The following is a 23,347-nucleotide window of genomic DNA, read 5'->3' as shown; positions in this document are numbered from 1 at the left end:
GTCGGAGTTTTTTTATTGGCAGTTGTCAACTATAAACAACTTATAAAACCATATTATTGCTAAGCCCTACCCATTTCTCTTAAGAAACGCACATGTGCTACCACTGCTCTGCGCATAGTAGGATATTCAATGTATTGTAATTGGTATTCCTGACAAACCTTTTTCACAATCTCACTGATGGCAGGATAATGCACGTGAGAAATTTTAGGGAACAAATGGTGTTCAATCTGAAAGTTCAGACCGCCTACTAACCAACTTATTAATTTATTCTTGGTGGCAAAATTTGCTGTGGTTTTAATCTGATGTGCAGCAAACTCATCAGGCAATCTGTGTGATTCAATGTCGGCTACAGGAAATTCTGTATGTTCAACCGTGTGAGCCAACTGGAAAACGATGCTTAGCACAAAACCAGCAAACAAACTCATAGTAAAGAAACCAATCACCCAGTTTATCCATCCTACAACAACAACGGGTATAACAATGAATACTGCAGCGTGATACACTTTAACTGCCCAGAATTCAATATGATCGGAAAGACTCATTTTCTTCAAAGGAACATTTCCGATTTTTTGTGTAAAATATTTTTTGTAGTCTGTAAAGAAAATCCAGAAAACATACAACAGCATGTATAAAACCCAGAAATATAAATGTTGAAAACGATGCGCCTTCATTCTTTTCTGAGTTGGTGCCATACGCATTAATATGCCCACTTCAATATCATCATCAACACCATCTACATTGGTAAAACTATGATGAATCATATTGTGTTTCATATTCCACATAAAGTGATTGGCACCTAATAAGCTGATTGAAGAAGCAGCAATTTTGTTTACCCAACGGTTGGTACTAAAACTTCCATGACTACCATCGTGCATTACATTGAAACCAATACCTGCAACTAAACCACCTAAAATGATGCATTCGGTAACAGCAAAATACCAGGCAGGAGTAAAAAACACGAGATGCGTGTAAACAATTACAAAAGCAATTACCATAATAATCGCTTTGGTAAATAACTTGGGGGTCCCTGTAGCATCAATGCCACGTTCATCAAAGTAAGCCTGTACTCTTTTTTTCAACTCTAAATGAAGGGATTGCTTAACAGCGGGGAATTTTGGGATAGTAAATGTACTCATTCAAAAAAATTGATAATCACAAAGGTAGAATTTAACAGCCAGATACCTTTGTTAATGTTACTAATTTAAAAAGAAAATGACAAATCAACGACAGACTGTTTAAATTATTATGTCACAAATTCAACATATATCCACAAGGTTTGAATAACTTATCCTTGACCTTTTCATAAAAATGATTTTAGTTTGATATTGAATACAAGCAATTATGCAGGAGACTACAGAATTAAATGCCCTGTTTACCCTTATTGATGATCCGGATGAATTAGTCTACAGCAGCGTTACCGAAAGACTAGTAGCTTACGGGAAGCCTGTAATACCTAATTTGGAACACCTTTGGGAAACCACTCCTAATCAGGCAATACAGGAAAGAATTGAAATGATTATTCATCGACTGCATTTTACTGATTTACAACAAGACCTGACCGAATGGAAAAACAGTGCCTGCCCCGATTTGCTTTTCGGTGCTTTACTGGTTGCCAAGTTTCAATATCCCGACCTACAAACAACACCGGTAATTCAGGATATTGAAAAAATCAGAAGAAATGTATGGCTGGAATTAAATAGCTTCTTAACTCCTCTGGAACAGGCAAATGTTTTGAGCAGCATTATTTACAACTACTACCATTTGAAGGGCATTGAATTAAAATATGATAATCCGGATGAATTTTTTCTTCATAAAGTACTTGAATCCAAAAAAGGCAATGCTATTGCAAATAGCATAATTTACCAGGTAATTTGTGAAAAACTGGAAATCAATGCCAGGCTGATTCAGATACCCAAACAATCGCTGATTGCTTTTTATCACTCTGATACGGATTTTGAGGACAATAGCCAGTATTACAGAGATCAGATTCATTTTTTTATTGACGCTACAAACGGACAGGCATATTCTCACAACGACATTGAAACTTACCTGAACCGTCTAGGTAAAATAGCTGATCCAAATTATTTCAAACCCAGGACCAACAGCGATGTTATCTGTAGGTTAATTAAAGAGTTATCCAAGTGTTTTACTAATCCTGATCAGCAGTATAAACAAGAAGAATTAATTCAGTTAGCCAATATATTGAAAGCCTGATGATTAGTTGGCAGGACTTTGAAAAAATAGATATCAGAACAGGAACAATCCTGTCTGTAAACCTTTTCCCGGAAGCAATCAAACCTGCCTTTCAGCTCAGCATTGACTTTGGCGAACTAGGTATCAAAAAGTCTTCGGCACAAATAACGGCCCACTACAAACCAGACGACCTGATTGGCAGACAAATCATTGCAGTAGTTAATTTTCCACCCAAACAAATAGCCAATTTCTTTAGCGAATGCCTGGTGCTGGGCGTTTATGACCAGCAGAACCAGGTGATTTTGCTTGAACCCAATATGCCCGTAATGAATGGAGCTAAAATTGGTTAAGCAATCATTTTGTTCAGTATATTTAGAGGGATAAATGTTGTCAATGGGTGAATTGCATTATACGTATTATGAAAGTCCGGTTGGACTATTACAGATAGGAGGCAATGATCACTATATTGGTGAACTCAGTTTTGTAGACAACAAAGATCAATTACAGCATGGAGTTCCTGGTATAACAGAACTTATGCACCAATGTACAGAACAGTTAATTGAATATTTTCACGGAAAGAGAAGACAATTTGATTTACCAGTGCACCAAGATGGCACTGATTTTCAAATTAGGGTCTGGAACAAACTAATGGATATTGAATTTGGCAAAACCATCAGCTACATGGACCTCGCTAAGAAATTAGGTGATCCCAAAGTAATTCGAGCAGCAGCTACTACAAATGGTAAAAATAAAATTGCCATCATAGTTCCCTGCCATAGAGTAATTGGTAGCGATCGGTCTTTAACTGGTTATTCCGGCGGCATGTGGAGAAAGAAATGGTTATTACAACATGAATTTAAAATTGCACATGGTGTACAAACCTTATTTTAAATTAATCATTTATTTACTGCTGGTTCCTTGTTTACTCTTTACGTCTAGTATACACGCAGAACCTTCGCCTAACAGAGTCATCATTATTGGCACCAAACATAACGGCAATAAAAAGTTAACCGTTAAAAGCATGTACAATGTTATCAAAAGAATTAATCCCGATTTAATTTTAATGGAACTGGATTCTACTATTATAAGTAATTGCTCCATTAATAAAGTGTGGGGGGCACAAACAGCTGAATGGCTGGGAATCTGGAAAAATCCTGTTGAATACAGGGCTGTAAGAAAATTTCAGAAGCAAAATAAGCTGGTTTGTGTTTCACCCTTTGATGTCTATATTCCTAACAGAAAAACATATATAGCATACAATAGGGCAATGGAAAAAAGCCATCAGGAAGCACTATCCAATGTGTATCTGCAGGGATTACTAAATGGTCCTGAGTCGGCTGAATATGAAAAATATACAGAAATCAACAACGCTTTTTTGCAAGTACTCGACAGTTCTTTGCTTCAAATGAACAGAGCATCTTTAACAGACACCATTGAAAATATACTCTACAGGGAAAAACATTTTATCAGAAGACTTACCCTCCAATATCCGGCACTTCAGCCTTATGGTAACTGGTACAATGCTCAACTAGATTTCTGGGATGAAAGAAGCGCTGTAATCAATAAAAAAATATGGGATCAACTCAACGCAAACAGCAATAAAACAATTGTTATTGTAACTGGGCTCTTACACAAAGCCGATATTGAAAACTTTCTTCAAAAAAAAGAACTTGCCGCTTTATGCAAATTAATCACGCTTGAATCAGCGCTTTCTAATCCGCCTGTTCCCGACTTCTGATACCGGTTCTGAAATAATCCAATTCAGTCTGCAGCTGCAAATAAGGATATTGCTCTGAAAGCCTTTGTGTAACAGTTGCATATTTTTGTAAAAACTGCTGATGTTGCTGTGTAGAAGCGTTAAAAGGCTTATGCTGATACGCCAATTTAATTTCACGTATGGTTTTAAATAATTGGGCACTGGAGTCATCAATACAGGCATCTACAAATTTTTCCCAAACATATTGGGTAGCCTGATAATTGGGATGTACCAAATCCTCTGCATAAAAGCGATAATCCCTTAAATCATCAATTACCAATTCATACGAAGGAAAATAATAAAGGTGTTCATATTCATTTGTCAGATCGTGAACAGACTGTATTAAAACGGCCTTGCTACGGTTATTTTCAATCACCCCTTCGCGCAAATGTCTTACTGGACTAATAGTAAAGACTATTTGTAGGATAGGATTGAATTGACGCAATGCGGTAATAATTGGCAGTAGCATCGATTTAACTGCTTCTGCAGACAATAAACGGCGATGAAACCAAGAAGCAGGTGCTTTATGATTGTTGGCTACCATAGTTCCCAATTTTCCATTGGCCGCGTCGGTTAATTCATATACCCAGGCAGAACCCAATGTTACAATTATGTAACTGGCTGTCTTTAAAAATTGATGTGCTTCAGCTATATTGCGATTCATTTTTTCAAGCGCCTCTTCTTTTGAAACACCCGAATAACGGCTATGAAATTTCCAGCTATGCCATGTTTCATTTAATTGAAACAAATCTTCTTCTTTTACTTCATCCTTATTTATGTAAGAAAGGATAGCGTCAGCAACACTGGCCGGATTAAATAAAATCCCATTGGGATTTTCAAGAATCTGAAATGAATGATTTCTTAAATATTGACCTATATTCTCCGTAAAACAAGACCCCATCATTAAAATCCGATGATGATGAGCAATGGGGGAATCCATTTTTTTTATTGGAAAATCATAATGAAATTTCATGGAGCATTATTGAAAAATTTGAACTGCCATTTTACTGCAATCCTGCAGGCGTATGATATCAATTGAAGTAGGAATATTTTTCTCTTGGAAGTATCCAATCATATTTTCTGTATCCATATTACCAACCAGCTCGTCCTGAGCCATTGGACATCCCCCAATACCTTTTATTGCACTGTCGAACCTTTGGCAGCCTGCGGCTAATGCCGCTTCCAGCTTTGGTTTCCAGTTCAACGAATCAGCATGCAGATGTACCCCGAATTCTACCTCAGGGTAAACAGGAATAAGACTTTGCAGAGCACTGCTGATTTGGGCGGGTGTTGCCAAACCCACTGTGTCTGCAAGTGAAATTATTCTGATTCCCAATGCAGTCATTTGATTGGCCCAATGTAATAAAATATCTTCTCCGTAAGTATCTCCATAAGGATTTCCAAAGCCCATACTCAAATAAATAACCAGTTGCTTCCCATGTTGCTCACACAGGGCCTGAATAAACTTTACCCTTTCAAAACTTTCTTCAAGACTACTATTTGTATTCCGCATTTGAAAACTGGGTGAAATGGAAAAAGGAAAGCCGAGGAAACTAATTGAGTCAAACTTCACAGCCTCTTCAGCACCGCGCTCATTGGCAACAATCACCAACAACTTGGTTTTTGAATCTTGTATATCTAGGTTAGCTATTACTTCAGCTGTGTCGGCCATTTGAGGAATGGCTTTGGCTGAAACAAAGCTACCGCAATCCAGCACATCAAAACCAACGCTTAGCAAGGCATTGAGATAGTTGATTTTATCTGTAGTAGAAATAAAATTTTTCCAGCCCTGCATTGCATCTCTGGGACATTCAACCAATGTAAATTTATTATCGCTCATCAGACCACTACTTTAAAATCAGCATTTCCGTTTTTTTGAATTGAATTATTCAGGAAGCATGTATACGTTGTTTCATGCCTTCATATAAAATCATACCTGTTGCTACAGACACATTGAGGGAATCAAATTTAGCTGCCATTGGAATTTTAAAAAAAGCATCTGCAGCTTTTGCCAGATACGGTTGTACTCCTCTACCCTCATCCCCCATTATTACGCAACAGGGAACAGTAAAATCAAGATCATATACATTTTTATCGGCTCTCATTTCACTCGTGAAAACAGCAATTCCATTCAGATGCAAATCATCAACTGCTTTCAGTAAACTATTGACTCTGCATATATGAATTTTCTCCAATGCCCCGGCACTACTTTTCATGGCTTCTTCATTTAAAGCCCCAACACCTTTATCAGGAATGATAATGGCTTGAGCACCACAGCATACTGCTGTTCTGGCTATAGCGCCAATATTACGAACGTCTGTAACTCCATCCAGCATTAAAAACAAGGGCACATCCCCGTTGGATACCACGTGATCAATTACTTGTTGCAAATCCAGATATTGGACCAGCGCAACAAAAGCGATTACACCTTGGTGATTGGCTTTGGTTAGTCCGTTTAGCTTTTCTACCGGTACTAGCTGAATGGGAATATTATGCTCCCGTGACAGGGCCCTAATATGCTGAACCACTTCTCCGTTCGCATTTTTTTGCAATAAAATTTTATCAATTGCTTTTCCGGATTGCAATGCTTCTACCAGAGGCTGACGACCAATGATGATGGATGATTTTTTAATAGCCATCTGCAAATGTATTTAATTCAATTTGCCCTGAAGCAATAAGAGCTGAACTTTATACACAGCAGCTACGGTCATCGCGTCGGTAATTTGCCCTGTTTCAACCATATCAAGCATTTCGGCAAATGGAATCTTTTTAACTTGCAACTGCTCAGTTTCCTCTGGTTCCGCATCAAACTGCTGCAGATCTCTAGCCAAATAAATAACCGCCAGTTCATCAGAAACAGAATTGGATAAATGCATCTGGAATAAAACTGTCCAGTCTTTGGCCACAAGACCAGTTTCCTCCAGTAACTCACGCTTGGCACTTTCCAGCGTATCTGATCCCACCGGACACCCGCCTTCTGGCATTTCCCACGAATAGGCATTTAATGTAAATCGAAACTGACCTACCAGATAAGTATTCAAATCTTGATCTAGCACCAACACACCTACTGCAACGTTTTTAAAATGAACTTTTCCGTAGATGCCCTTTCCGCCGCTAGGGTTAATTACATCGAATTCTGTTAGAGATATCCAGGGATTATTGTAAACTAGCTTTTCAGCATTAATTTTCCAGGGATTAGCTTCCATCATTTGTTTTTATAGAAGAGAGAAATGGTAAACTGATAACAATATACAGTATAACCACCAGCAACAATAAAAATTTAGCACCCGCACACCAATTGGTAAATATGAGGGTGAAATCGGAAAAACTACCCGCAAAACTATCTAACATGAACTTATTTTCAATCAAGTCCAAAGCGCCTGCAACGTATGCCGCTTTTGAAAGAGATTTCCCTGCATGTTGCATGGCATTACTTTTCCAAGCTTTTGAGCAGGCCTGAGCAGCTGTAGAAAAAAATAAGACATAAAAGGGTATGAAAACAAAATCGATATAAATATTGGCCTTCACATCCGCATTGGACCAACCAAACAATACTGCATTCAATTCTTCAGCAGTGCTGGCAAACTCAAGATTAATAATGCCGAGTGGAGTGGCATCTGTAATTAGGTTTGCGCCTTGTACTCTAAGGATAAAAAAGAACAAGGCAGCAAGGGAACCAAAAATAATTAGTCTTGTTTTCATTAACCTAAAATAATAAAAAATCCCCTGCATTACTACAGGGGATGCCGAATTTTTTATAATTCTACTTATTTCAATCCAAAAGCCTTCTTTACTTTGGCTACATAATCTAGCTTTTCCCAGGTAAATAGTTCCACTTTTACTTTCTTCTCTTTACCGTCTGGGGTTCTGAAAGTTTTGGTAACCACTTCCGCCTTACGACCCATATGACCATAGGCTGCAGTTTCACTGTAAATAGGGTTTCTCAGCTTCAGGCGCTGCTCAATAAAGTAAGGACGCATATCGAATAAGCCCTCTACAATCTTGGCAATCTGGCCATCGTTCAACGCTACTTTGGCCGTGCCAAATGTGTTCACGTTAATGGAGGTTGGCTGTGCTACACCAATGGCATAAGAAACCTGTACTAAGATTTCGTCCGCAACTCCAGCAGCAACTAAGTTCTTCGCAATATGACGCGTAGCATAGGCCGCAGAACGGTCTACCTTACTTGGATCTTTACCGCTGAATGCGCCACCACCGTGGGCTCCCTTACCACCGTAAGTGTCTACGATGATCTTACGGCCGGTTAAACCCGTATCTCCGTGAGGACCACCAATGACAAACTTACCCGTTGGGTTAATATGGTACTTGATGTCTTTGTTGAATAGCTTCGCGTATTTCTTGTACTTCGCTTTTACTCTTGGAATCAAAATCTCGATGATATCCTTCTTGATTTTGGCCAACATCTTCGCTTCCGTATCAAAATCATCGTGCTGGGTAGATACCACAATCGCATCGATTCTTACGGGTTGATTGTTATCGTCGTATTCCAACGTAACCTGACTCTTGGCATCAGGTCTCAGGTATTTGATGGCTTTGTTCTCTCTTCTTAACGCAGCCAACTCAATCAATATCTTGTGGGCTAAATCTAAGGCCAAAGGCATATAGTCTTCGGTCTCATTGCTCGCATAGCCAAACATCATACCCTGATCGCCTGCTCCCTGCTCTTCTTTCTTCTTCTTATCTACCCCCTGGTTAATGTCGGCACTTTGCTCGTGAATCGCTGATAAAATACCACAGCTGTTCGCTTCAAACATATATTCACTCTTGGTGTAGCCAATCTTGCGAATTACACCACGCGCAATCTCCTGTACATCCAAATACGCTTTGGACTTCACTTCACCAGCCAATACTACTTGACCAGTCGTTACCAAAGTCTCACAAGCCACTTTACTCTGTGGATCAAACGCTAAAAAGTTATCAATCAACGCATCGGATATCTGGTCCGCTACCTTGTCCGGATGTCCTTCAGATACACTCTCAGAAGTAAATAAATAAGGCATATTATAGTTTTTAAATGTTGTAAAATTAAATACGTGAATACACAATTCTCAGGCGCATTCTAAATCTACTATGTGTTCCACCACCTAAACGAACACGGCCATTGGCCAGTTCATTACTTTGTGTTGGACTTAAATAATACATCTGAGAAACAAAATTATTCGGGAATGGAGGGAAATAGTTCAATGAATCATTAGAAGGAGCCGAAAGTCTCATTGTGAATGAAGTGTCCTTGCGGGTTACAATACCCTGTACATAACGGCTGATAACAAAATTATAAGCCGCAACACGGTCGTATCCATTCACGGTTTTGAAAGTTCTGAATCCGCCAAAATCAACCGTATTGGGACCCGATGACCCCACGATATAGTCGTTAGGAATGTTTCTTTTTTGATTTTTTACTGAGTCAAACGCACTCAACAATAAAAGTCTTGGCGCCTGAAAATAACGATCAAGCGTTAGCAGATTATTATCGTCCGGTATTTGTTCCGCAATTAATTCTGCACGGTGAATAATGCGATTACTTAAATTTTGTAATCCAGGAACGCGAATACGTACATAAGTGCCTGGAGCACTTTGTATATAAACTATAGAATCAGGTCTTGATGTTGTAGTAATACGATTATTGATTTCAGCCCCAGTTGTATTTCGTGTTACAAAATTAGCATATCCTCCAAAGGCAGAATTGAATTTAAAATAAATTACAGAAGTGTCTCTCACTGTTGCACCAGTAGTACTGGTATTGTAATATAACGCCAGCTTGGTATTGGTATCCAGCAAATTCACATAGAGCAGCGCATTCGCTGGATTGGAAGATTGAACTTTTACAGAAAACCCTCTAAAATAAGTTTGAAACGCACTATCGCTCTTGTAGGCATTAGTAGAATCATAATCCTTTAAGAATCTACGGGCCACATCCATACGCAATGGTATACGAATCTGGTTATTTGTATTTTCAAATCTGTTTTTAACTGAATCCCCTAAAGTTCTTATGTCAATCGGAATAGTATTAGAAAGTGATCCAATCGTTCTAACTGGTTTTACGTTAGGGAAATTAACCGGATAATTATAAAACGGATCCAAAGGGGTTGTCTGGCTTATTTCATGCACAGATACATTTAAAGGTTGAGTAGAATCCCCATAGTATCCTTTGTAACTTAAAATGAGTACAGCAGAATCTACGACCAAACTATCCTTTGTTCCTGCAACCCTAAAGGGATAAAAAGAAGGTTTAAGTTCAAAATTCAATTCAGCCTGTGTTGTACCAAAAATGGGGTCGTTACTGATAGCCCCAATGACCATATTGTTTGCATTGTAAATTCGGGTTGTATCAGACTCATTGAAAGTATCAGTCTGTAACTCCATGATTGTATCAAAGGTATTTACCCCATCTACAACAGGAATTAAACCTGCCCCAAGTTCAGTTGTGGTAATTCGGGTACATGCTGCTGAAAATATCAAAAAAACGAAGAAGAAAATTCGTGCAAAATGCAGTTTAAAATTAGCTAACATGTTCTGGTTTTACTTACCCGCAAGGTCGTTGTACAATTCTAAATACTCTGTTAAATCAGAATCCCATCCTTTAAATGGAATTACCTTTTTGCCTTTTACTTTGGAAAACTCATCAACCAATTTTTTATCCACTACATCGGAACCGAAAGAAATGGCATCAGCAAAATGTGCACCTCCTTTAAAAAGGGCGGTGTTATTGCTATCTTTAAATACATCCAGGTCTTTATCCTTCACATTAACATTAATCACGGCACGCTTCAGGAATTCTGGTCCAAGGCTTTCTTCAAAGGTATTTTGACCAATGGTGAATACCACTTTGCTATTACCAAAAACAGGTTCTTTTTTGTATGCTGTTTTCAAATAAGCAGGTATCAAACCACTCATCCATCCGCTACAATGAATAATGTCTGGAGGCCATCCGAATTTCTTAACTGTTTCAAGGGCTCCTTTACAGAAGAATACAGTTCTTAAATCATTGTCGTCAAACCAGTTTTCCTCATCGTCATGAAAAATCTGCTTACGTTTAAAGAAGTCTTCATTTTCTAAGAAATAAACTTGTAAACGTGCATTAGGCAAAGAAGCTACTTTAATTTGCAAAGGATGATCGTCGTTATCAACCGTTACATTAATTCCTGATAATCTCACAACTTCATGTAATCGGTGTCTTCGCTCATTGATCACTCCGAATCGGGGCATGATACAACGTACTTCCAGACCACTGTCATTGCTTTTGATTGCCAGTTTATTAATAACTTCTGCAAACTCCGTTAATTCCAGATACGGAGACATTTCAGTAGCAATGAATAATATCCTTTTCTTTGTAGACATGAACGATTTTTTTAGGACTTGACCCTGAATAAGTTTGCAAAGTTAAGAAATATAGCGCGAAATTCAAGACTACAAGGGTTTTTGATTGATGACCGGTGGTTAAAATGGGCTTAATTACAAAAAAACTATCTTTGGAACATGCTAAAAAAGGGGATTGCAGTCATTCAATATGCCATTTTTCTGGGTATTGGTTTATTCCTGGTCTGGTGGAGCTTGCAGCAAATACCGCCTGAAAAATGGGAAGATTTCAAAAAATCCCTACAAAATGCCAATTACTGGCTATTTATTCCTGTTTTTCTGATTTTAACGGCCAGCCATTTTATCAGGGCGCTGCGCTGGAAAATTCTAATGAAGCCAATGGGCTATAAACCCCGGTCCGGAAATGTATTTTTTGCAGTTATGGTAGGATACCTTGCCAATCTTGCTGTGCCCAGATTAGGAGAAGTACTAAAATGTACCGTTCTGGCCAAATACGAAAAAGTGCCGGCTAACAAATTGATTGGAACCATTTTAGTAGAACGTGCTTTTGATGTAATAGCCCTTGGATTGGTTTTTATTATTGCTTTAATCAGTCAGTTTGACGTAGTAGGCGATTATGCGGCGCAATTAATGGCGCCTTTAATGAGTAAGACAACAGACAGTGAAAGTCTTTTTAAATGGGCAATTGTTTTGGGAATAGTAGGAATTATTTTCTGGGGTTCTTGGTTTATCCTAAAGAAAATACCGCATCATCCCATAATACAAGTTTTTCAAAAAATTTTATCTGGAATCTGGGAGGGATTAAGCAGTATAAAACAACTGGAGCATAAAGGTACTTTTATTGTTTACAGTGCGCTAATCTGGTTGTTATACATTGTGGGAACCTGGATAGGACTAATGGCGACCGAAGGTACCAGTCATCTGAGTTTTACAGTGGCTATTTCTGCTTTGGCATTTGGAAGCATTGGCATGATAATTACCCCTGGGGGTATTGGGGCATATGCATATTTTATTGCCAAAGTGCTGGAAAAAAATCAAATTGGATTCGAAATTGGTTTTGCCAACGGAACACTGCAATGGTTTGCACAATTTATCATTGTGTTAATTGTCGGATTCTTGAGCCTGGGTTTATTACCCTGGTTCAATAAAAAAAACAATCATCATGAGAGCAACACAGGCAATTAAGGATAAAATCTTCACACTTAATACGCTGCAAAAACAAATTGCGGCCTGGAAAGTAGCAGGTAAAACCATTGCTTTTACCAATGGCTGCTTCGACATTTTACACGAAGGACATATTTATTCATTAAATCAGGCTGCAGCCGAAGCTGATATATTAATTATAGGCGTTAACAGTGATGCCAGTGTAAAGAGACTTAAAGGCCCGGAACGTCCTGTAAACAATGAAATCAGCAGAAGTATCGTATTGAGCAATCTAGCTGTTGTTGACGCAGTTGTGGTTTTTGAAGAAGACACACCATTACAGCTTATAAAAGGCATTATGCCAGATGTAATTGTAAAAGGTGGCGATTATACGGTTGAACAGATTGTAGGCGCGAAGGAAGTAATGGAGAACGGAGGAAGAGTTGTCATCAATGAATTAGTAGAAGGCTTTTCAACTACCGGCATAATTGCACATATTAAAAAATCATATTCCTGATGCGATTATAAAGCAGGTCTGTTCAACAAAGAGTTAACATGAATACTATATCGTAAATCTTATATTTGAATATGTCTAAGAAACATTTAATTCAAAGAGATATTAGTTGGCTGAGTTTTAATGCAAGAGTTTTACAGGAGGCCAATGATCCAACTGTTCCATTAAAAGAGAGAATCAAATTTCTAGGTATATTTTCTAATAATACCGATGAGTTTTTCAGGGTTCGGGTTGCTACTTTAAAACGCATGATTGAGTTTTCGGAAAAAAGAAAAAAACTCAATATGTATATGGAAGAAGATCCGCAGAAAATTTTGGATCAGATTCAAATGACAGTTCTCCAGCAACAAAACGAATTCAATAGAATTTGGAATGGCATTCAGAAAGAATTAAAAAAGGAAAAAATTACCATACTAACCGAGAAAGAACTGAATAAAACCCAGCAGGCTTTTGTCAGGAAATTCTTTGATGAACAGGTACGTTCAAATATCATTCCCTTAATGATTGAGAGTTTGCCTCAACTCCCCTATCTAAGAGACAAAAGTATTTTCCTTGGAGTTGTGATGCGCAAAAAAAATTCTGCTTATCAGCAAAAATACGCCTTGATTGAAATTCCAACCAAAGCAGTAGGACGTTTCATTCTCCTGCCCAAACTGAAAGATGAACAAAATATCATTTTGCTGGAAGATGTTATACGCTTCAATTTACCCGTAATTTTCTCCTACTTTGGTTATGATATTTTTGAAGCTCATGTGTTTAAAGTAACCAAAGATGCTGAGATAGATTTGGATAATGATATCAGTACCAGTTTTGCAGAGAAAATTGAAAAGGGAATTAAAAACAGAAGAAAGGGCAAACCCGTTCGATTTGTGTACGACAAAGAAATGGATCCGGGACTATTGGAATTTTTAATCAGAAAATTGAATCTGAACAGAAAGAGCAATATCATTCCGGGGGGAAGAATACATAATTTCAGACACTTCATGGATTTCCCTGATATTCTTGCAGATAAAAGTACGAGAAGGGCTTCTTTCATTCCACAATCTTTGCAAACGGCACTGAGAGTAACAGACGTGATTTTAAAACAGGATGTTTTACTTCATTTTCCCTATCATGCTTTTGACCCCATCATAGATTTATTGAGAGAAGCTGCTATGGATCCGGATGTGATATCCATTAAAATAACTGCCTACCGCCTTGCGTCTAATTCAAAAATCATAAATGCGCTGATTAATGCAGCACGAAATGGAAAACAAGTAGTGGTAATGCTTGAATTAAAAGCCAGATTTGATGAGGAAGCTAATCTGGAATGGAAAAAAATTCTTGAAGAAGAAGGCGTAAAAGTTCTGTTAGGTGTTCCTAAAACAAAGATTCATGCAAAGCTTTGTGTAATCAGCAAAAAAAGTGGCACTCGGTCCAGACAATATGGATTCGTAAGCACCGGGAACTTGAATGAAAAAACAGCGAATGTTTATGGTGATCATTGTTTACTAACATCCAACAGGAATGTGATGAACGATATCAATAAAATATTCCGCTATCTGGAAAACTGGAAAGATGGATCAATCTTACTGAAATCCTGTAAAACATTAATGGTATGTCCTACCAATATGCGCAATGAATTGTATAAATTGATTGAAACAGAAATCAAGAATGCAAAAATGGGCAGACCTGCCAGTATCATTTTAAAGGTAAATTCACTAAGCGATGCAAGCTTAATTGACAAATTATATGCTGCAGGCGCAGCCGGAGTTAAGATTGAAATGATTGTAAGGGGCATTTTCTGTGCAGAAATTGATAAGAAAAAATTCAAACAGCCGGTTAAAGCCATTAGCATAGTAGATGAATACCTTGAGCATTCAAGGGTCATGATATTTCACAATGGCGGAAATGAAAAAGTATATATATCAAGTGCAGATTGGATGGTTAGAAATCTAAATCACCGAGTAGAAGCTGCAGTACCCATTACCGCCCCGGTACTTAAGCAGGAAATCATTGATATTATCCACATTCAGTTAAAGGACAATGTCAAAGCCCGGATTCTGAACAGTGAATTAGCCAACAACTATGTACCTTTCACGGGTAAAAAGAAAATCAGGTCTCAAATTGAGACTTATCATTACCTGTTCAGAAAAAATAATGTAAAGAGTGAGGCTAGCAGCAATTGATATTGGAAGTAACGCGGCAAGACTATTGATTGTAGAAGTGAGCTACGATTCAAAAGGTGACCCCCTTTTCAATAAACTTAACCTAGTGAGGGTACCGCTAAGGTTAGGGTTTGATGTTTTTGAAAATGGTGAAATTTCCAAGTCAAAAAGAGGGATGATATTGCAAACTATGAAAGCTTATAGTCATTTACTAAATGCCTATGAAGTGAAGGATGTAATTGCCTGTGCAACCAGCGCCATGAGAGACGCTACCAATTCGGCCGATATTATCAGAAAAGTAAAATTGGAGACTGGGCTCAAAATTGAAATTATCAGCGGCGACCTGGAAGCATCTATTATTTACGAAAACCATATTGCAGAAAATATGGACGTTGCCAATAGCTATTTGTACATTGACGTGGGTGGTGGTAGTACCGAGTTAACTTTTTTTGCAGACGGAAAACTCAGTTTTAAAAAATCTTTCAATATCGGAACCATTCGCATTTTAAAGGATATGGTTACAACAGATCATTGGGATGAAATGAAGGAGTACATAAAAAGTGCAACCAAAGGACAAAAGAAAATGATTGCCATTGGTACTGGGGGCAATATCAATAAGGTGTTTTCTTTAAGTAAGAAAAAAGACGGAAAACCCTTAAGTTTAGAACTACTCAAAGATTATTATAAGGAGTTATCCAGTTTTAATCTGGAAGATAGAATGCAAGTATACAAACTTAGAAACGATCGGGCAGATGTAATAGTTCCAGCACTTCAGATTTATATCAACGTAATGCGTTGGGCAGATGCAGATGATATTTATGTACCTAAAATAGGTTTGGCTGATGGTCTTGTCCAGCATTTATATGCCAATATTCACCGATGATTCGCCCCTTTTCAGCCCTTTTTTTCCTAAATCAGGAAGAGACCACTTAAATTTGAAATGACACAAGAGCAATTATTGGAATGATTACTACCATCAAAGATAAAAACAGAACCGTACAATATATAGCGCACCTTGCAGCTTGGTTGTGTTTTTTCTCACTCCCCTATCTGGTCTTTTTCCCAAGACTAAGAGACTTTAGCATGAGCAATCATATGCTCACTGTAATCATTCTCAATAATATCATGCTGATGGTATTTTATTATTTAAATACCATGGTGTTGATTCCTCGCTTGTTAATTAAAGAAAAATGGTTTCTATATATACTAAGCCTGATCGGGTGTTTGTTATTCTTCCTTTATGTGCCCAGAACACTAGCGATGATGATATATCCTCCTGAGATTCCAGCATCACTTACAGAAAACGCCAGAGGAGTCAGATTAAACAGCAATCGGATAGGAAGAATTAGAAGAAGACCTTACGCCGATTTTTTTAATACAGTTTTATTTTTGTTGGTCATTACTTTTGGCGCTTGTATTGAAGTTGTGAGAAGATGGTTGCAGACAGAGCAAAACCGAAAAGAATCTGAGCACGAAAGAATCAATACGGAATTGTCATTCTTGAAATCACAAGTAAATCCCCATTTCTTTTTTAATACACTGAACAATATTTACTCTTTGGCAATTGTGAAAAGTGAGAAAACGGCCCATGCTGTTCTGAAGCTTTCTGCAATAATGAGATATATTTTAACAGAAACGGAAAGAAAACTTGTTCCGCTAGAAAATGAAGTTGCTTTTATACACAACTATATAGAATTACAACAAGTAAGGCTAACAGATAAGGTACAGGTAAATTTTGCCATTAAGGGAGATACAGCTCCCTTATTAGTTGCTCCTTTACTTTTTATTCCCTTTGTAGAAAATGCTTTTAAATACGGTGTAAGTACTAAGGAGCAAAGTACTATAGATTTTGAACTTTCTATTGAAAAAGATATTATTCATTTTTATGCCAAAAACTACATTGTCCATAGTGAGAACAATATGATGGAGAATACTGGTATTGGTATTAATAATGTGAAAAGAAGACTAGAGTTATTATACCCAGAAAAATATTTCCTCAGCAATCAAATTGAAAACGGATATTATATTGTAAAGCTAACCATCAACACCCATCCATGATTAAGTGTATTGCCATAGATGATGAACCTTTAGCGCTTCAAGTAGTGCAGGAATACTGCAGTAAGATTTCCTTTCTGTCACTTGAAAAAACTTTTACTGACACAGATGAAGCAAGAGCCTATTTACAGGAAAATAAAGTTGATGTATTGTTTTTAGATATACAGATGCCTGATATCAACGGATTGCAATTTTACAAAAGTTTGGCTGTAAAACCCGTTGTTATTTTCACAACTGCCTATAAAGACTTTGCAGTTGATGGATTCTCAGTTGATGCAATTGACTATCTGTTAAAACCATTTGAATACGATCGTTTTTTAAAAGCCTGCTATAAAGCAAAGGAATACCTAGAATTTTTAAGTTCACAGGAATTGCAGCTAAATTCAATTTTTGTAAAAGTGAACTACGAAATCATGAAAATCAATTTAAAAGAAATTGAATTGATTGAAGCATTAGATGACTATATAAAAATCTATATAAAGCCATCCCCTGTGTTGACCCTAATGACCTTAAAAAGCATTAGTGACAAATTACCTTCAAGAGATTTTTTACGTGTGCATCGCTCCTTTATTGTGCCTGTCCACAGAATAGAAAAATTCAGCAAATCCAAAATCTGGGTATCTGGAAAGGAAGTACCAATCGGAAGCAGTTATAATCAAGTATACGACCAGTTATTGACAATTTCGAAACTTTCCTAAGCCCCGGCATTCCATTTTTTGGATGTACCTTTGCCAAAAATACATTCGATATGGAATTCTTGCAGCAACTGGGGTTACAACAAAGAAATCAAGGTGTTTCAACAGGAACCAAATGGTTAACCACCAATGGTAAAGCAATAAAATCTTATTCCCCAGTAGATGGACAAGAGATTGGGGAAGTAAACAGTGGAGACCAACAGAGCTATGAACAATTGGTTCAAACCAGTTTGTCAGCTGCTAAAGAATGGAGAAACTGGCCTGCTCCAAAGAGAGGAGAAATTGTTCGTCAGATTGGTGAAGCATTAAGAGCCAAAAAAGAACCTTTAGGCAAACTGGTTAGCTACGAAATGGGTAAGAGTTTGCAGGAAGGATATGGCGAAGTGCAGGAAATGATAGATATCTGCGATTTTGCAGTTGGTTTATCCCGGCAGCTGTATGGACTGACTATGCATAGCGAAAGACCACAACACAGAATGTATGAGCAGTGGCACCCATTAGGTATTGTTGCCATCATTTCTGCTTTCAACTTCCCTGTTGCAGTGTTTAGCTGGAATGCAGCCCTTGCATGGATTTGCGGAAATACCACTATTTGGAAGCCAAGTGAAAAAACACCCCTTTGCGGAGTAGCCGTTCAGAATATTATTGCAGAAGTATTTGCTGCCAATCAGGTACCGGAAGGCGTCAATTGTTTAATACAAGGTGGAAGAGAAGTTGGCGAATGGTTAAGCCATGATACCAGAATACCACTGGTTTCTGCAACTGGATCTACCAGAATGGGTAAAGAATTAAGCAAGGCTGTTGCCGGCAGACTAGGCAAGAGCATTCTGGAGTTGGGCGGTAACAATGCAATCATTATTTCCAAAGATGCCGACTTAGACATGTCATTGATTGGTGCGGTATTTGGCGCAGTAGGTACTGCAGGCCAAAGGTGCACCACTACAAGAAGATTAATAATTCACGAATCGGTATACGAAACTTTCACACAGAAGATTACAAAAGCTTATGCACAATTAAAAATAGGCAATCCGCTTGATGCACAAAATCACGTAGGCCCTTTGATAGACAAAGATGCAGTAGCTATGTACCTCAATTCAATTGAACAGTGTAAGGCACAGGGAGGAAAATTCATTGTGGAAGGAGGTGTATTATCCGGAGCAGGATATGAAAGTGGATGTTATGTAAAGCCATGCATTGCAGAAGTAACCAATGAACTACCAATTGTTCAACACGAAACATTTGCCCCCATTTTATATGTAATGAAATATAAAGAACTAGGTAAAGCAATTGAGATGCAGAACAATGTTCCCCAGGGACTTTCTTCAGCCATCATGACCTTAAACCTAAGAGAGGCAGAACAATTCTTGTCTGCGAATGGAAGTGATTGTGGAATTGCCAATGTTAATATTGGCACAAGTGGTGCGGAAATCGGCGGAGCATTTGGTGGCGAAAAAGAAACAGGAGGTGGTAGAGAAAGTGGAAGTGATGCCTGGAAAGCCTATATGCGCAGACAAACCAATACCATTAACTATGGTACGAATTTACCTTTGGCACAGGGTATCAAATTTGACTTCTAAATAAACCGAGCATCCCTGAATATTGAGTTGTAAAGAGTTTCGGACGCTACAAAAGAAAAGGTCTTTGTAAAAAATACAAAGACCTTTCTTTTATAGGGATTTACCTGAGATAGATAAATTCAAAGTGAACTGATGAAATACTTTTTGTTGATAGAAACCGGTTGCATATCGAACATGCAGTTTCTTATGTAGAAAACCTGCACCGGCTGTTAATCCATTTAACCCGCTGGCTGCATTGAATACATTTAAATCCTGTCTTCGCAGAAAATTATATCCTACAGTAGCTTCCAGTTTATCTCCAATATAAAACTGTGCAGCCAAAATCAGATGTGCAAAGGTCTTCTGGAGAAAGCCTGCCGTTCTTAAATCACCTTCAGCAGCATTGAATGTTGTGTCATTGTATAAAATTCTTAAGCGATGTAAATTATGTGCGGTCAAAGAAAACTGAATGGGAGCATTAGCCAACCGTTTACTAATTCCTGCCTGCACATCAAAGGGAAGCTCTTCTTTTGCCCCACCGCCATATGTACTTATCTGTGTTCCTATATTTTTCACTAAGACTGCTGCCTGCCATTGATTGATGGTATCCTGATAAGTTAATCCCACATCAAGAGCAATACCGGAAGACCGGAATTGACCATAATTACTCTGTATGAATTTCACAGCGCTTCCTACATAAAAACGATCTCCAAATTGTTTACTCGCCATGAGCTGAATGGCATAATCACGTGGACGAATGGTACCAAATACCGTTCCTGCAGCATCTGTTTGAGTTATAGTCCCATAATCCAGGAACTGAACGCCTGCGCCCCACGTAAAAGAAGTATGTTTAAATGCAGTTACAACAGAAAAATTATTAATTCCGGCTAAAAAGCCATTGAAAGAGGTTGCCACCTGATGGTGCATTGAACTTCTCAACAATGCAGGATTACTTAATCCTACTGAAACGTCATTAGACTGATGACTAATATTCGTTCCTCCCAAAGCTGCAATTTGAGCACTGCCGGGTTGTGTAAGAAAATTATAAACAGCATTGCCACCAAGCGTTTGTGCATTTAGCTCAGTGGCAATGAGGAACAAATAAAATATCTGAAGTATACGAATATGCATTGGGTATAAAAATACAACTATACCAATGCATAATCAATAACCTGCTGCATCGTTTTTACATAATGAAAATGCAAACCTTTTATAAAACTGCTATCAATTTCATCCACGTCTTTCTGATTCAGATGACAGAGTACGATTTCTTTTAATCCAGCTCTTTTTGCAGCCAGTACTTTTTCCTTGATTCCACCCACTGGCAACACCTGACCCCTTAATGTAATTTCTCCAGTCATAGCCAGGAAGGATTTCACTTTCCGCCCGGTAAAGGCAGAAGTGATAGAAGTAAGCATGGTTATACCTGCACTGGGTCCATCTTTAGGAACAGCGCCTTCAGGAACATGTATATGTATATTTCTCGTCTTGAATAATTCAGGATCAATACCCAGCTTTTTAAAGTTCGCCTGAATATAGCTGAGTGCAGTGGTTGCACTTTCCTTCATCACATTTCCCAGATTTCCAGTCAGCTTCAGCTCCCCTTTTCCTTCACTCAAGATAGTCTCTATAAACAAAATATCCCCACCAACATAGGTCCAGGCCAATCCTACAACTACACCCGGCATATTGGCTGTTTTGTAAATTTCATTACTGTATCGTTGCTGACCCAGAATTTTTTCAACATCATTGGCACTTACACTCGTCTTGACTTTTCCTTTCAATGCCATTTCCTTTGCCTGGTAACGCATAATAGAAGCGATTTGTCTATCAAGTTCACGAACTCCACTTTCACGGGTATATTGTTCAATCACTTTTTCTAAAACCTTATCCACAATTTTAAAATTCACTTTCCCTAATCCATGTGCTTCCTTTTGTTTGGGAACCAGATGACGTTTCGCAATCTCCAATTTTTCTTCTACTGCATATCCACTCAAATCAATAATCTCTAATCGATCTCTTAAAGCAGGTTGAATATTCTGTAAATTATTGGCAGTTGCAATAAAAAGCACTTTACTTAAATCGTATTCCAGCTCCAAATAATTGTCATAAAATGTATGATTCTGTTCAGGGTCCAGCACTTCAAGCAAAGCAGAAGAAGGATCTCCACGATGATCTGCGCCAATTTTATCTATTTCATCCAGAATCATTACCGGATTAGAAGTTTTTACTTTTCGAATATTCTGCAAAATTCTTCCCGGCATTGCGCCAATATAGGTTTTACGATGACCTCGTATTTCACTTTCATCGTGCAGACCTCCTAAACTCAGGCGAACATATTTTCTACCTATTGCGTGTGCAATGGATTTTCCTAAAGAAGTTTTACCAATTCCGGGAGGGCCTAAAAAACACAGAATAGGACTTTTCATATCTCCTTTCAATTTCAAAACTGCCAGATATTCAAGAATCCTGCTCTTGATTTTCAACATGCCATAATGGTCTATATCCAATACTTTCTGTGCATTCTTTAAATCATAATTATCATTGGTATATTCTTCCCATGGAAGATCCAGCATTAAATCAAGATGATTATACACAACAGAGTAGTCTGGCGTAGATGCATGCATTCTTTCCAGTTTCTGTATACCAGTATTAAAGGCATTCTTAGCAGCTTCGGGCCATTTTTTAGATTCAGCCTTTTTCTTCATTTCTGCTATTTCCCGCTCATTGGTATCGCCACCCAATTCTTCTTTAATACTTTTGAGTTGCTGTTGAAGAAAATAGTCCCTCTGTTGCTTATCTAATTCTGTCCTGGTCTTATTGGTAACTTTATCTTTCAACTCTGCAAACTGCAATTCTCTTTGTAAGATTTGCACCAGTTTAACAGCACGTTCAGTGATATCATTGATTTCAAGCAAGGATTGCTTTTCGTGTAAATCACTATTTAAATTATTGCTAACGAAATTGATCAGGAAGGCAGGGTTCTCAATATTCTTTAAAATAATGGAAGCTTCTGTAGGCAAATTGGGTGATAGCTGAATAATTTGAGCCGCCAGGTCTTTTATAGTACTAACATAGGCCTTAAAGTCGTCGGTTGCCGGAGCTTCGTCTTCACTAAACAAACGAATACTTGCTTTAAAATAAGGATCATCACTGATCATTTCCAGCCATTCAAATCGTTTCTTTCCCTGAATGATGATGGTTGTACCTCCATCAGGCATTTTAATCAATTTCACAATTTTGGCAACAGTACCAATTTTGCATAGATCTTTAGGTTCAGGCTCTTCAATATTCACATCGGTTTGAGCAATTACTCCAATTAGTTTATCAGACTTGTAAACATCGCTAACCGCTTTAATACTTTTGTCTCTGCCTACCGTAATGGGCAATACAACACCTGGAAATAAAACCGTGTTTCTCAATGGCAGAATCGGCAACTCATTCGGTATTTCCAATTCATTATCCATATCCCCGTCCTGCTCACCTATAGGCAGGATAGGCATAAAATCCGTTTCGTCCTCCACCTTAAATAATATTTTTCTCTTATCCATAATTTTCATTGGTCAAAATGTCACAAAAATAGTCTCCCATCACAACTTTTGGATGGTCAGTATAAGGTACAATATTGATGCCATCTGCCAAAGACGCTATGAAAAAGTACAAACTGACACAAAAAAAAATCCTCCCGATTTGTATCGGGAGGACCTTCTTGCAAGAAGTAATATTAGTAACGAGTACTTGTATTTACTATTTCTTGGTTGTGTCTACAGCAGGAGCAGCAGTTGTATCAACAGCAGCAGCAGTAGTGTCTACAGTTGCAGCAGCAGTGTCTACAGTTGCAGCAGCAGTGTCAGCAGTTGCTTCAGTTGTTTCAGCGTTGTTACAAGCAGTCATTAAACCTGCTACAGCCAGAATTGCGAATACTTTTTTCATTGTACTTGTTTTTGGGT

Annotated in this window: 23 protein-coding genes; 11 read left to right on the top strand and 12 right to left on the bottom strand. The window is 38.0% G+C overall.

Translation table 11 applies throughout. The annotated features are described in order from the left end of the window. Positions 1-59: 59 nt before the first annotated feature. Positions 60-1,136, bottom strand: coding sequence for a fatty acid desaturase family protein (locus tag TEGAF0_RS00950; protein ID WP_264899304.1), 1,077 nt, complete (start codon positions 1,134-1,136; stop codon positions 60-62). Positions 1,137-1,341: 205 nt separating this feature from the next. On the opposite strand from TEGAF0_RS00950, the gene TEGAF0_RS00945 reads away from it, so the two are divergent. The 4 genes from TEGAF0_RS00945 to TEGAF0_RS00930 are packed head-to-tail and all read left to right on the top strand — an operon-like array spanning position 1,342 to position 3,931. Further along, positions 1,342-2,214 (top strand): transglutaminase-like domain-containing protein, encoded by an 873-nt coding sequence (locus tag TEGAF0_RS00945; RefSeq protein WP_264899303.1) that lies wholly within the window; start codon positions 1,342-1,344, stop codon positions 2,212-2,214. Further along, positions 2,214-2,543, top strand: coding sequence for a tRNA-binding protein (locus TEGAF0_RS00940; protein ID WP_264899302.1), 330 nt, complete (start codon positions 2,214-2,216; stop codon positions 2,541-2,543). Before TEGAF0_RS00945 ends, TEGAF0_RS00940 begins: the two co-directional genes overlap by 1 nt. A 43-nt stretch (positions 2,544-2,586) precedes the next feature. Further along, the gene (locus TEGAF0_RS00935; RefSeq protein WP_264899301.1) at positions 2,587-3,084 is read left to right on the top strand and encodes a methylated-DNA--[protein]-cysteine S-methyltransferase; all 498 of its coding nucleotides are present in this window, start codon (positions 2,587-2,589) and stop codon (positions 3,082-3,084) included. Further along, positions 3,062-3,931: a hypothetical protein gene (locus TEGAF0_RS00930; protein WP_264899300.1), complete on the top strand. Its 870-nt coding sequence runs from the start codon at positions 3,062-3,064 to the stop codon at positions 3,929-3,931. Before TEGAF0_RS00935 ends, TEGAF0_RS00930 begins: the two co-directional genes overlap by 23 nt. Here the strand turns inward: TEGAF0_RS00930 and TEGAF0_RS00925 are convergent. From TEGAF0_RS00925 to TEGAF0_RS00890, 8 genes are all read right to left on the bottom strand, one after another. Continuing rightward, a complete protein-coding gene (locus tag TEGAF0_RS00925; protein ID WP_264899299.1) occupies positions 3,906-4,922 on the bottom strand; it encodes a GSCFA domain-containing protein in 1,017 nt (338 codons plus the stop codon). The genes TEGAF0_RS00930 and TEGAF0_RS00925 overlap by 26 nt on opposite strands. Positions 4,923-4,928: 6 nt before the next feature. Beyond that, positions 4,929-5,789: a hydroxymethylglutaryl-CoA lyase gene (locus tag TEGAF0_RS00920; protein ID WP_264899298.1), complete on the bottom strand. Its 861-nt coding sequence runs from the start codon at positions 5,787-5,789 to the stop codon at positions 4,929-4,931. A gap of 49 nt (positions 5,790-5,838) precedes the next feature. Then, on the bottom strand, positions 5,839-6,588 hold the full coding sequence (gene rlmB / locus TEGAF0_RS00915; protein WP_264899296.1) for a 23S rRNA (guanosine(2251)-2'-O)-methyltransferase RlmB: 750 nt from the start codon (positions 6,586-6,588) through the stop codon (positions 5,839-5,841). Between the two features lie 12 nt (positions 6,589-6,600). Further along, positions 6,601-7,155 carry an NUDIX domain-containing protein gene (locus TEGAF0_RS00910; protein WP_264899294.1) on the bottom strand — a complete coding sequence of 185 codons (555 nt, stop codon included), beginning with the start codon at positions 7,153-7,155 and terminating at the stop codon, positions 6,601-6,603. Continuing rightward, positions 7,145-7,651 carry a hypothetical protein gene (locus TEGAF0_RS00905; RefSeq protein WP_264899293.1) on the bottom strand — a complete coding sequence of 169 codons (507 nt, stop codon included), beginning with the start codon at positions 7,649-7,651 and terminating at the stop codon, positions 7,145-7,147. The genes TEGAF0_RS00910 and TEGAF0_RS00905 overlap by 11 nt, the downstream gene beginning before the upstream one ends. 65 nt (positions 7,652-7,716) lie before the next feature. Continuing rightward, positions 7,717-8,970, bottom strand: coding sequence for a methionine adenosyltransferase (metK, locus tag TEGAF0_RS00900; protein ID WP_264899292.1), 1,254 nt, complete (start codon positions 8,968-8,970; stop codon positions 7,717-7,719). A 25-nt stretch (positions 8,971-8,995) separates the two neighbouring features. Further along, positions 8,996-10,480: a DUF4270 domain-containing protein gene (locus tag TEGAF0_RS00895; protein ID WP_264899290.1), complete on the bottom strand. Its 1,485-nt coding sequence runs from the start codon at positions 10,478-10,480 to the stop codon at positions 8,996-8,998. A 9-nt stretch (positions 10,481-10,489) separates the two neighbouring features. Continuing rightward, positions 10,490-11,308, bottom strand: coding sequence for a glycogen/starch synthase (locus tag TEGAF0_RS00890; RefSeq protein WP_264899289.1), 819 nt, complete (start codon positions 11,306-11,308; stop codon positions 10,490-10,492). A 138-nt stretch (positions 11,309-11,446) separates the two neighbouring features. Between TEGAF0_RS00890 and TEGAF0_RS00885 the strand changes: the two genes are divergently transcribed. The 7 genes from TEGAF0_RS00885 (at position 11,447) to amaB (ending at position 19,418) form a co-directional block, all read left to right on the top strand. Further along, positions 11,447-12,472 (top strand): lysylphosphatidylglycerol synthase transmembrane domain-containing protein, encoded by a 1,026-nt coding sequence (locus TEGAF0_RS00885; RefSeq protein ID WP_264899288.1) that lies wholly within the window; start codon positions 11,447-11,449, stop codon positions 12,470-12,472. Continuing rightward, positions 12,450-12,947 (top strand): D-glycero-beta-D-manno-heptose 1-phosphate adenylyltransferase, encoded by a 498-nt coding sequence (gene rfaE2, locus TEGAF0_RS00880; protein ID WP_264899287.1) that lies wholly within the window; start codon positions 12,450-12,452, stop codon positions 12,945-12,947. The genes TEGAF0_RS00885 and rfaE2 overlap by 23 nt, the downstream gene beginning before the upstream one ends. A 71-nt stretch (positions 12,948-13,018) precedes the next feature. Beyond that, positions 13,019-15,112: a polyphosphate kinase 1 gene (ppk1, locus tag TEGAF0_RS00875; protein WP_264899286.1), complete on the top strand. Its 2,094-nt coding sequence runs from the start codon at positions 13,019-13,021 to the stop codon at positions 15,110-15,112. Then, positions 15,093-15,974 (top strand): Ppx/GppA phosphatase family protein, encoded by an 882-nt coding sequence (locus TEGAF0_RS00870; RefSeq protein WP_264899285.1) that lies wholly within the window; start codon positions 15,093-15,095, stop codon positions 15,972-15,974. The genes ppk1 and TEGAF0_RS00870 overlap by 20 nt, the downstream gene beginning before the upstream one ends. Before the next feature lie 80 nt (positions 15,975-16,054). Beyond that, entirely contained in the window at positions 16,055-17,149 is a 1,095-nt protein-coding gene (locus TEGAF0_RS00865) for a sensor histidine kinase (RefSeq protein ID WP_264899283.1), read from the top strand. Then, positions 17,146-17,844 carry a LytR/AlgR family response regulator transcription factor gene (locus TEGAF0_RS00860; RefSeq protein WP_264899282.1) on the top strand — a complete coding sequence of 233 codons (699 nt, stop codon included), beginning with the start codon at positions 17,146-17,148 and terminating at the stop codon, positions 17,842-17,844. Before TEGAF0_RS00865 ends, TEGAF0_RS00860 begins: the two co-directional genes overlap by 4 nt. A gap of 50 nt (positions 17,845-17,894) precedes the next feature. Continuing rightward, complete coding sequence (gene amaB, locus TEGAF0_RS00855; RefSeq protein WP_264899280.1) at positions 17,895-19,418, top strand: L-piperidine-6-carboxylate dehydrogenase; 1,524 nt, start codon at positions 17,895-17,897, stop codon at positions 19,416-19,418. A 90-nt stretch (positions 19,419-19,508) separates the two neighbouring features. Here the strand turns inward: amaB and porQ are convergent, their stop codons facing one another. From porQ to TEGAF0_RS00840, 3 genes are all read right to left on the bottom strand, one after another. Further along, complete coding sequence (gene porQ, locus TEGAF0_RS00850; RefSeq protein ID WP_264899278.1) at positions 19,509-20,528, bottom strand: type IX secretion system protein PorQ; 1,020 nt, start codon at positions 20,526-20,528, stop codon at positions 19,509-19,511. Between the two features lie 17 nt (positions 20,529-20,545). Next, positions 20,546-22,948 carry an endopeptidase La gene (lon, locus tag TEGAF0_RS00845; protein ID WP_264899276.1) on the bottom strand — a complete coding sequence of 801 codons (2,403 nt, stop codon included), beginning with the start codon at positions 22,946-22,948 and terminating at the stop codon, positions 20,546-20,548. 196 nt (positions 22,949-23,144) lie between these two features. After that, entirely contained in the window at positions 23,145-23,330 is a 186-nt protein-coding gene (locus tag TEGAF0_RS00840) for a hypothetical protein (RefSeq protein ID WP_264899274.1), read from the bottom strand. Positions 23,331-23,347 lie beyond the last annotated feature (17 nt).

This window comes from Sediminibacterium sp. TEGAF015 (genome assembly GCF_025997995.1).
Taxonomy (GTDB): domain Bacteria; phylum Bacteroidota; class Bacteroidia; order Chitinophagales; family Chitinophagaceae; genus Sediminibacterium.
This window is presented reverse-complemented; position numbering and strand designations above follow the sequence as displayed.

Bases quoted from the DNA above. Each gene is read 5' to 3' on its own strand.
- metK (WP_264899292.1), bottom strand. From the start codon at position 8,970: ATGCCTTATTTATTTACTTCTGAGAGTGTATCTGAAGGACATCCGGAC.
- rfaE2 (WP_264899287.1), top strand. From the start codon at position 12,450: ATGAGAGCAACACAGGCAATTAAGGATAAAATCTTCACACTTAATACG.
- TEGAF0_RS00895 (WP_264899290.1), bottom strand. From the start codon at position 10,480: ATGTTAGCTAATTTTAAACTGCATTTTGCACGAATTTTCTTCTTCGTT.
- TEGAF0_RS00840 (WP_264899274.1), bottom strand. From the start codon at position 23,330: ATGAAAAAAGTATTCGCAATTCTGGCTGTAGCAGGTTTAATGACTGCT.
- ppk1 (WP_264899286.1), top strand. From the start codon at position 13,019: ATGTCTAAGAAACATTTAATTCAAAGAGATATTAGTTGGCTGAGTTTT.
- TEGAF0_RS00890 (WP_264899289.1), bottom strand. From the start codon at position 11,308: ATGTCTACAAAGAAAAGGATATTATTCATTGCTACTGAAATGTCTCCG.
- TEGAF0_RS00950 (WP_264899304.1), bottom strand. From the start codon at position 1,136: ATGAGTACATTTACTATCCCAAAATTCCCCGCTGTTAAGCAATCCCTT.
- TEGAF0_RS00885 (WP_264899288.1), top strand. From the start codon at position 11,447: ATGCTAAAAAAGGGGATTGCAGTCATTCAATATGCCATTTTTCTGGGT.
- TEGAF0_RS00940 (WP_264899302.1), top strand. From the start codon at position 2,214: ATGATTAGTTGGCAGGACTTTGAAAAAATAGATATCAGAACAGGAACA.
- TEGAF0_RS00865 (WP_264899283.1), top strand. From the start codon at position 16,055: ATGATTACTACCATCAAAGATAAAAACAGAACCGTACAATATATAGCG.
- TEGAF0_RS00925 (WP_264899299.1), bottom strand. From the start codon at position 4,922: ATGAAATTTCATTATGATTTTCCAATAAAAAAAATGGATTCCCCCATT.
- porQ (WP_264899278.1), bottom strand. From the start codon at position 20,528: ATGCATATTCGTATACTTCAGATATTTTATTTGTTCCTCATTGCCACT.
- TEGAF0_RS00920 (WP_264899298.1), bottom strand. From the start codon at position 5,789: ATGAGCGATAATAAATTTACATTGGTTGAATGTCCCAGAGATGCAATG.
- amaB (WP_264899280.1), top strand. From the start codon at position 17,895: ATGGAATTCTTGCAGCAACTGGGGTTACAACAAAGAAATCAAGGTGTT.
- TEGAF0_RS00930 (WP_264899300.1), top strand. From the start codon at position 3,062: ATGGTGTACAAACCTTATTTTAAATTAATCATTTATTTACTGCTGGTT.
- TEGAF0_RS00910 (WP_264899294.1), bottom strand. From the start codon at position 7,155: ATGGAAGCTAATCCCTGGAAAATTAATGCTGAAAAGCTAGTTTACAAT.
- lon (WP_264899276.1), bottom strand. From the start codon at position 22,948: ATGGATAAGAGAAAAATATTATTTAAGGTGGAGGACGAAACGGATTTT.
- TEGAF0_RS00935 (WP_264899301.1), top strand. From the start codon at position 2,587: ATGGGTGAATTGCATTATACGTATTATGAAAGTCCGGTTGGACTATTA.
- TEGAF0_RS00905 (WP_264899293.1), bottom strand. From the start codon at position 7,651: ATGAAAACAAGACTAATTATTTTTGGTTCCCTTGCTGCCTTGTTCTTT.
- rlmB (WP_264899296.1), bottom strand. From the start codon at position 6,588: ATGGCTATTAAAAAATCATCCATCATCATTGGTCGTCAGCCTCTGGTA.
- TEGAF0_RS00860 (WP_264899282.1), top strand. From the start codon at position 17,146: ATGATTAAGTGTATTGCCATAGATGATGAACCTTTAGCGCTTCAAGTA.
- TEGAF0_RS00945 (WP_264899303.1), top strand. From the start codon at position 1,342: ATGCAGGAGACTACAGAATTAAATGCCCTGTTTACCCTTATTGATGAT.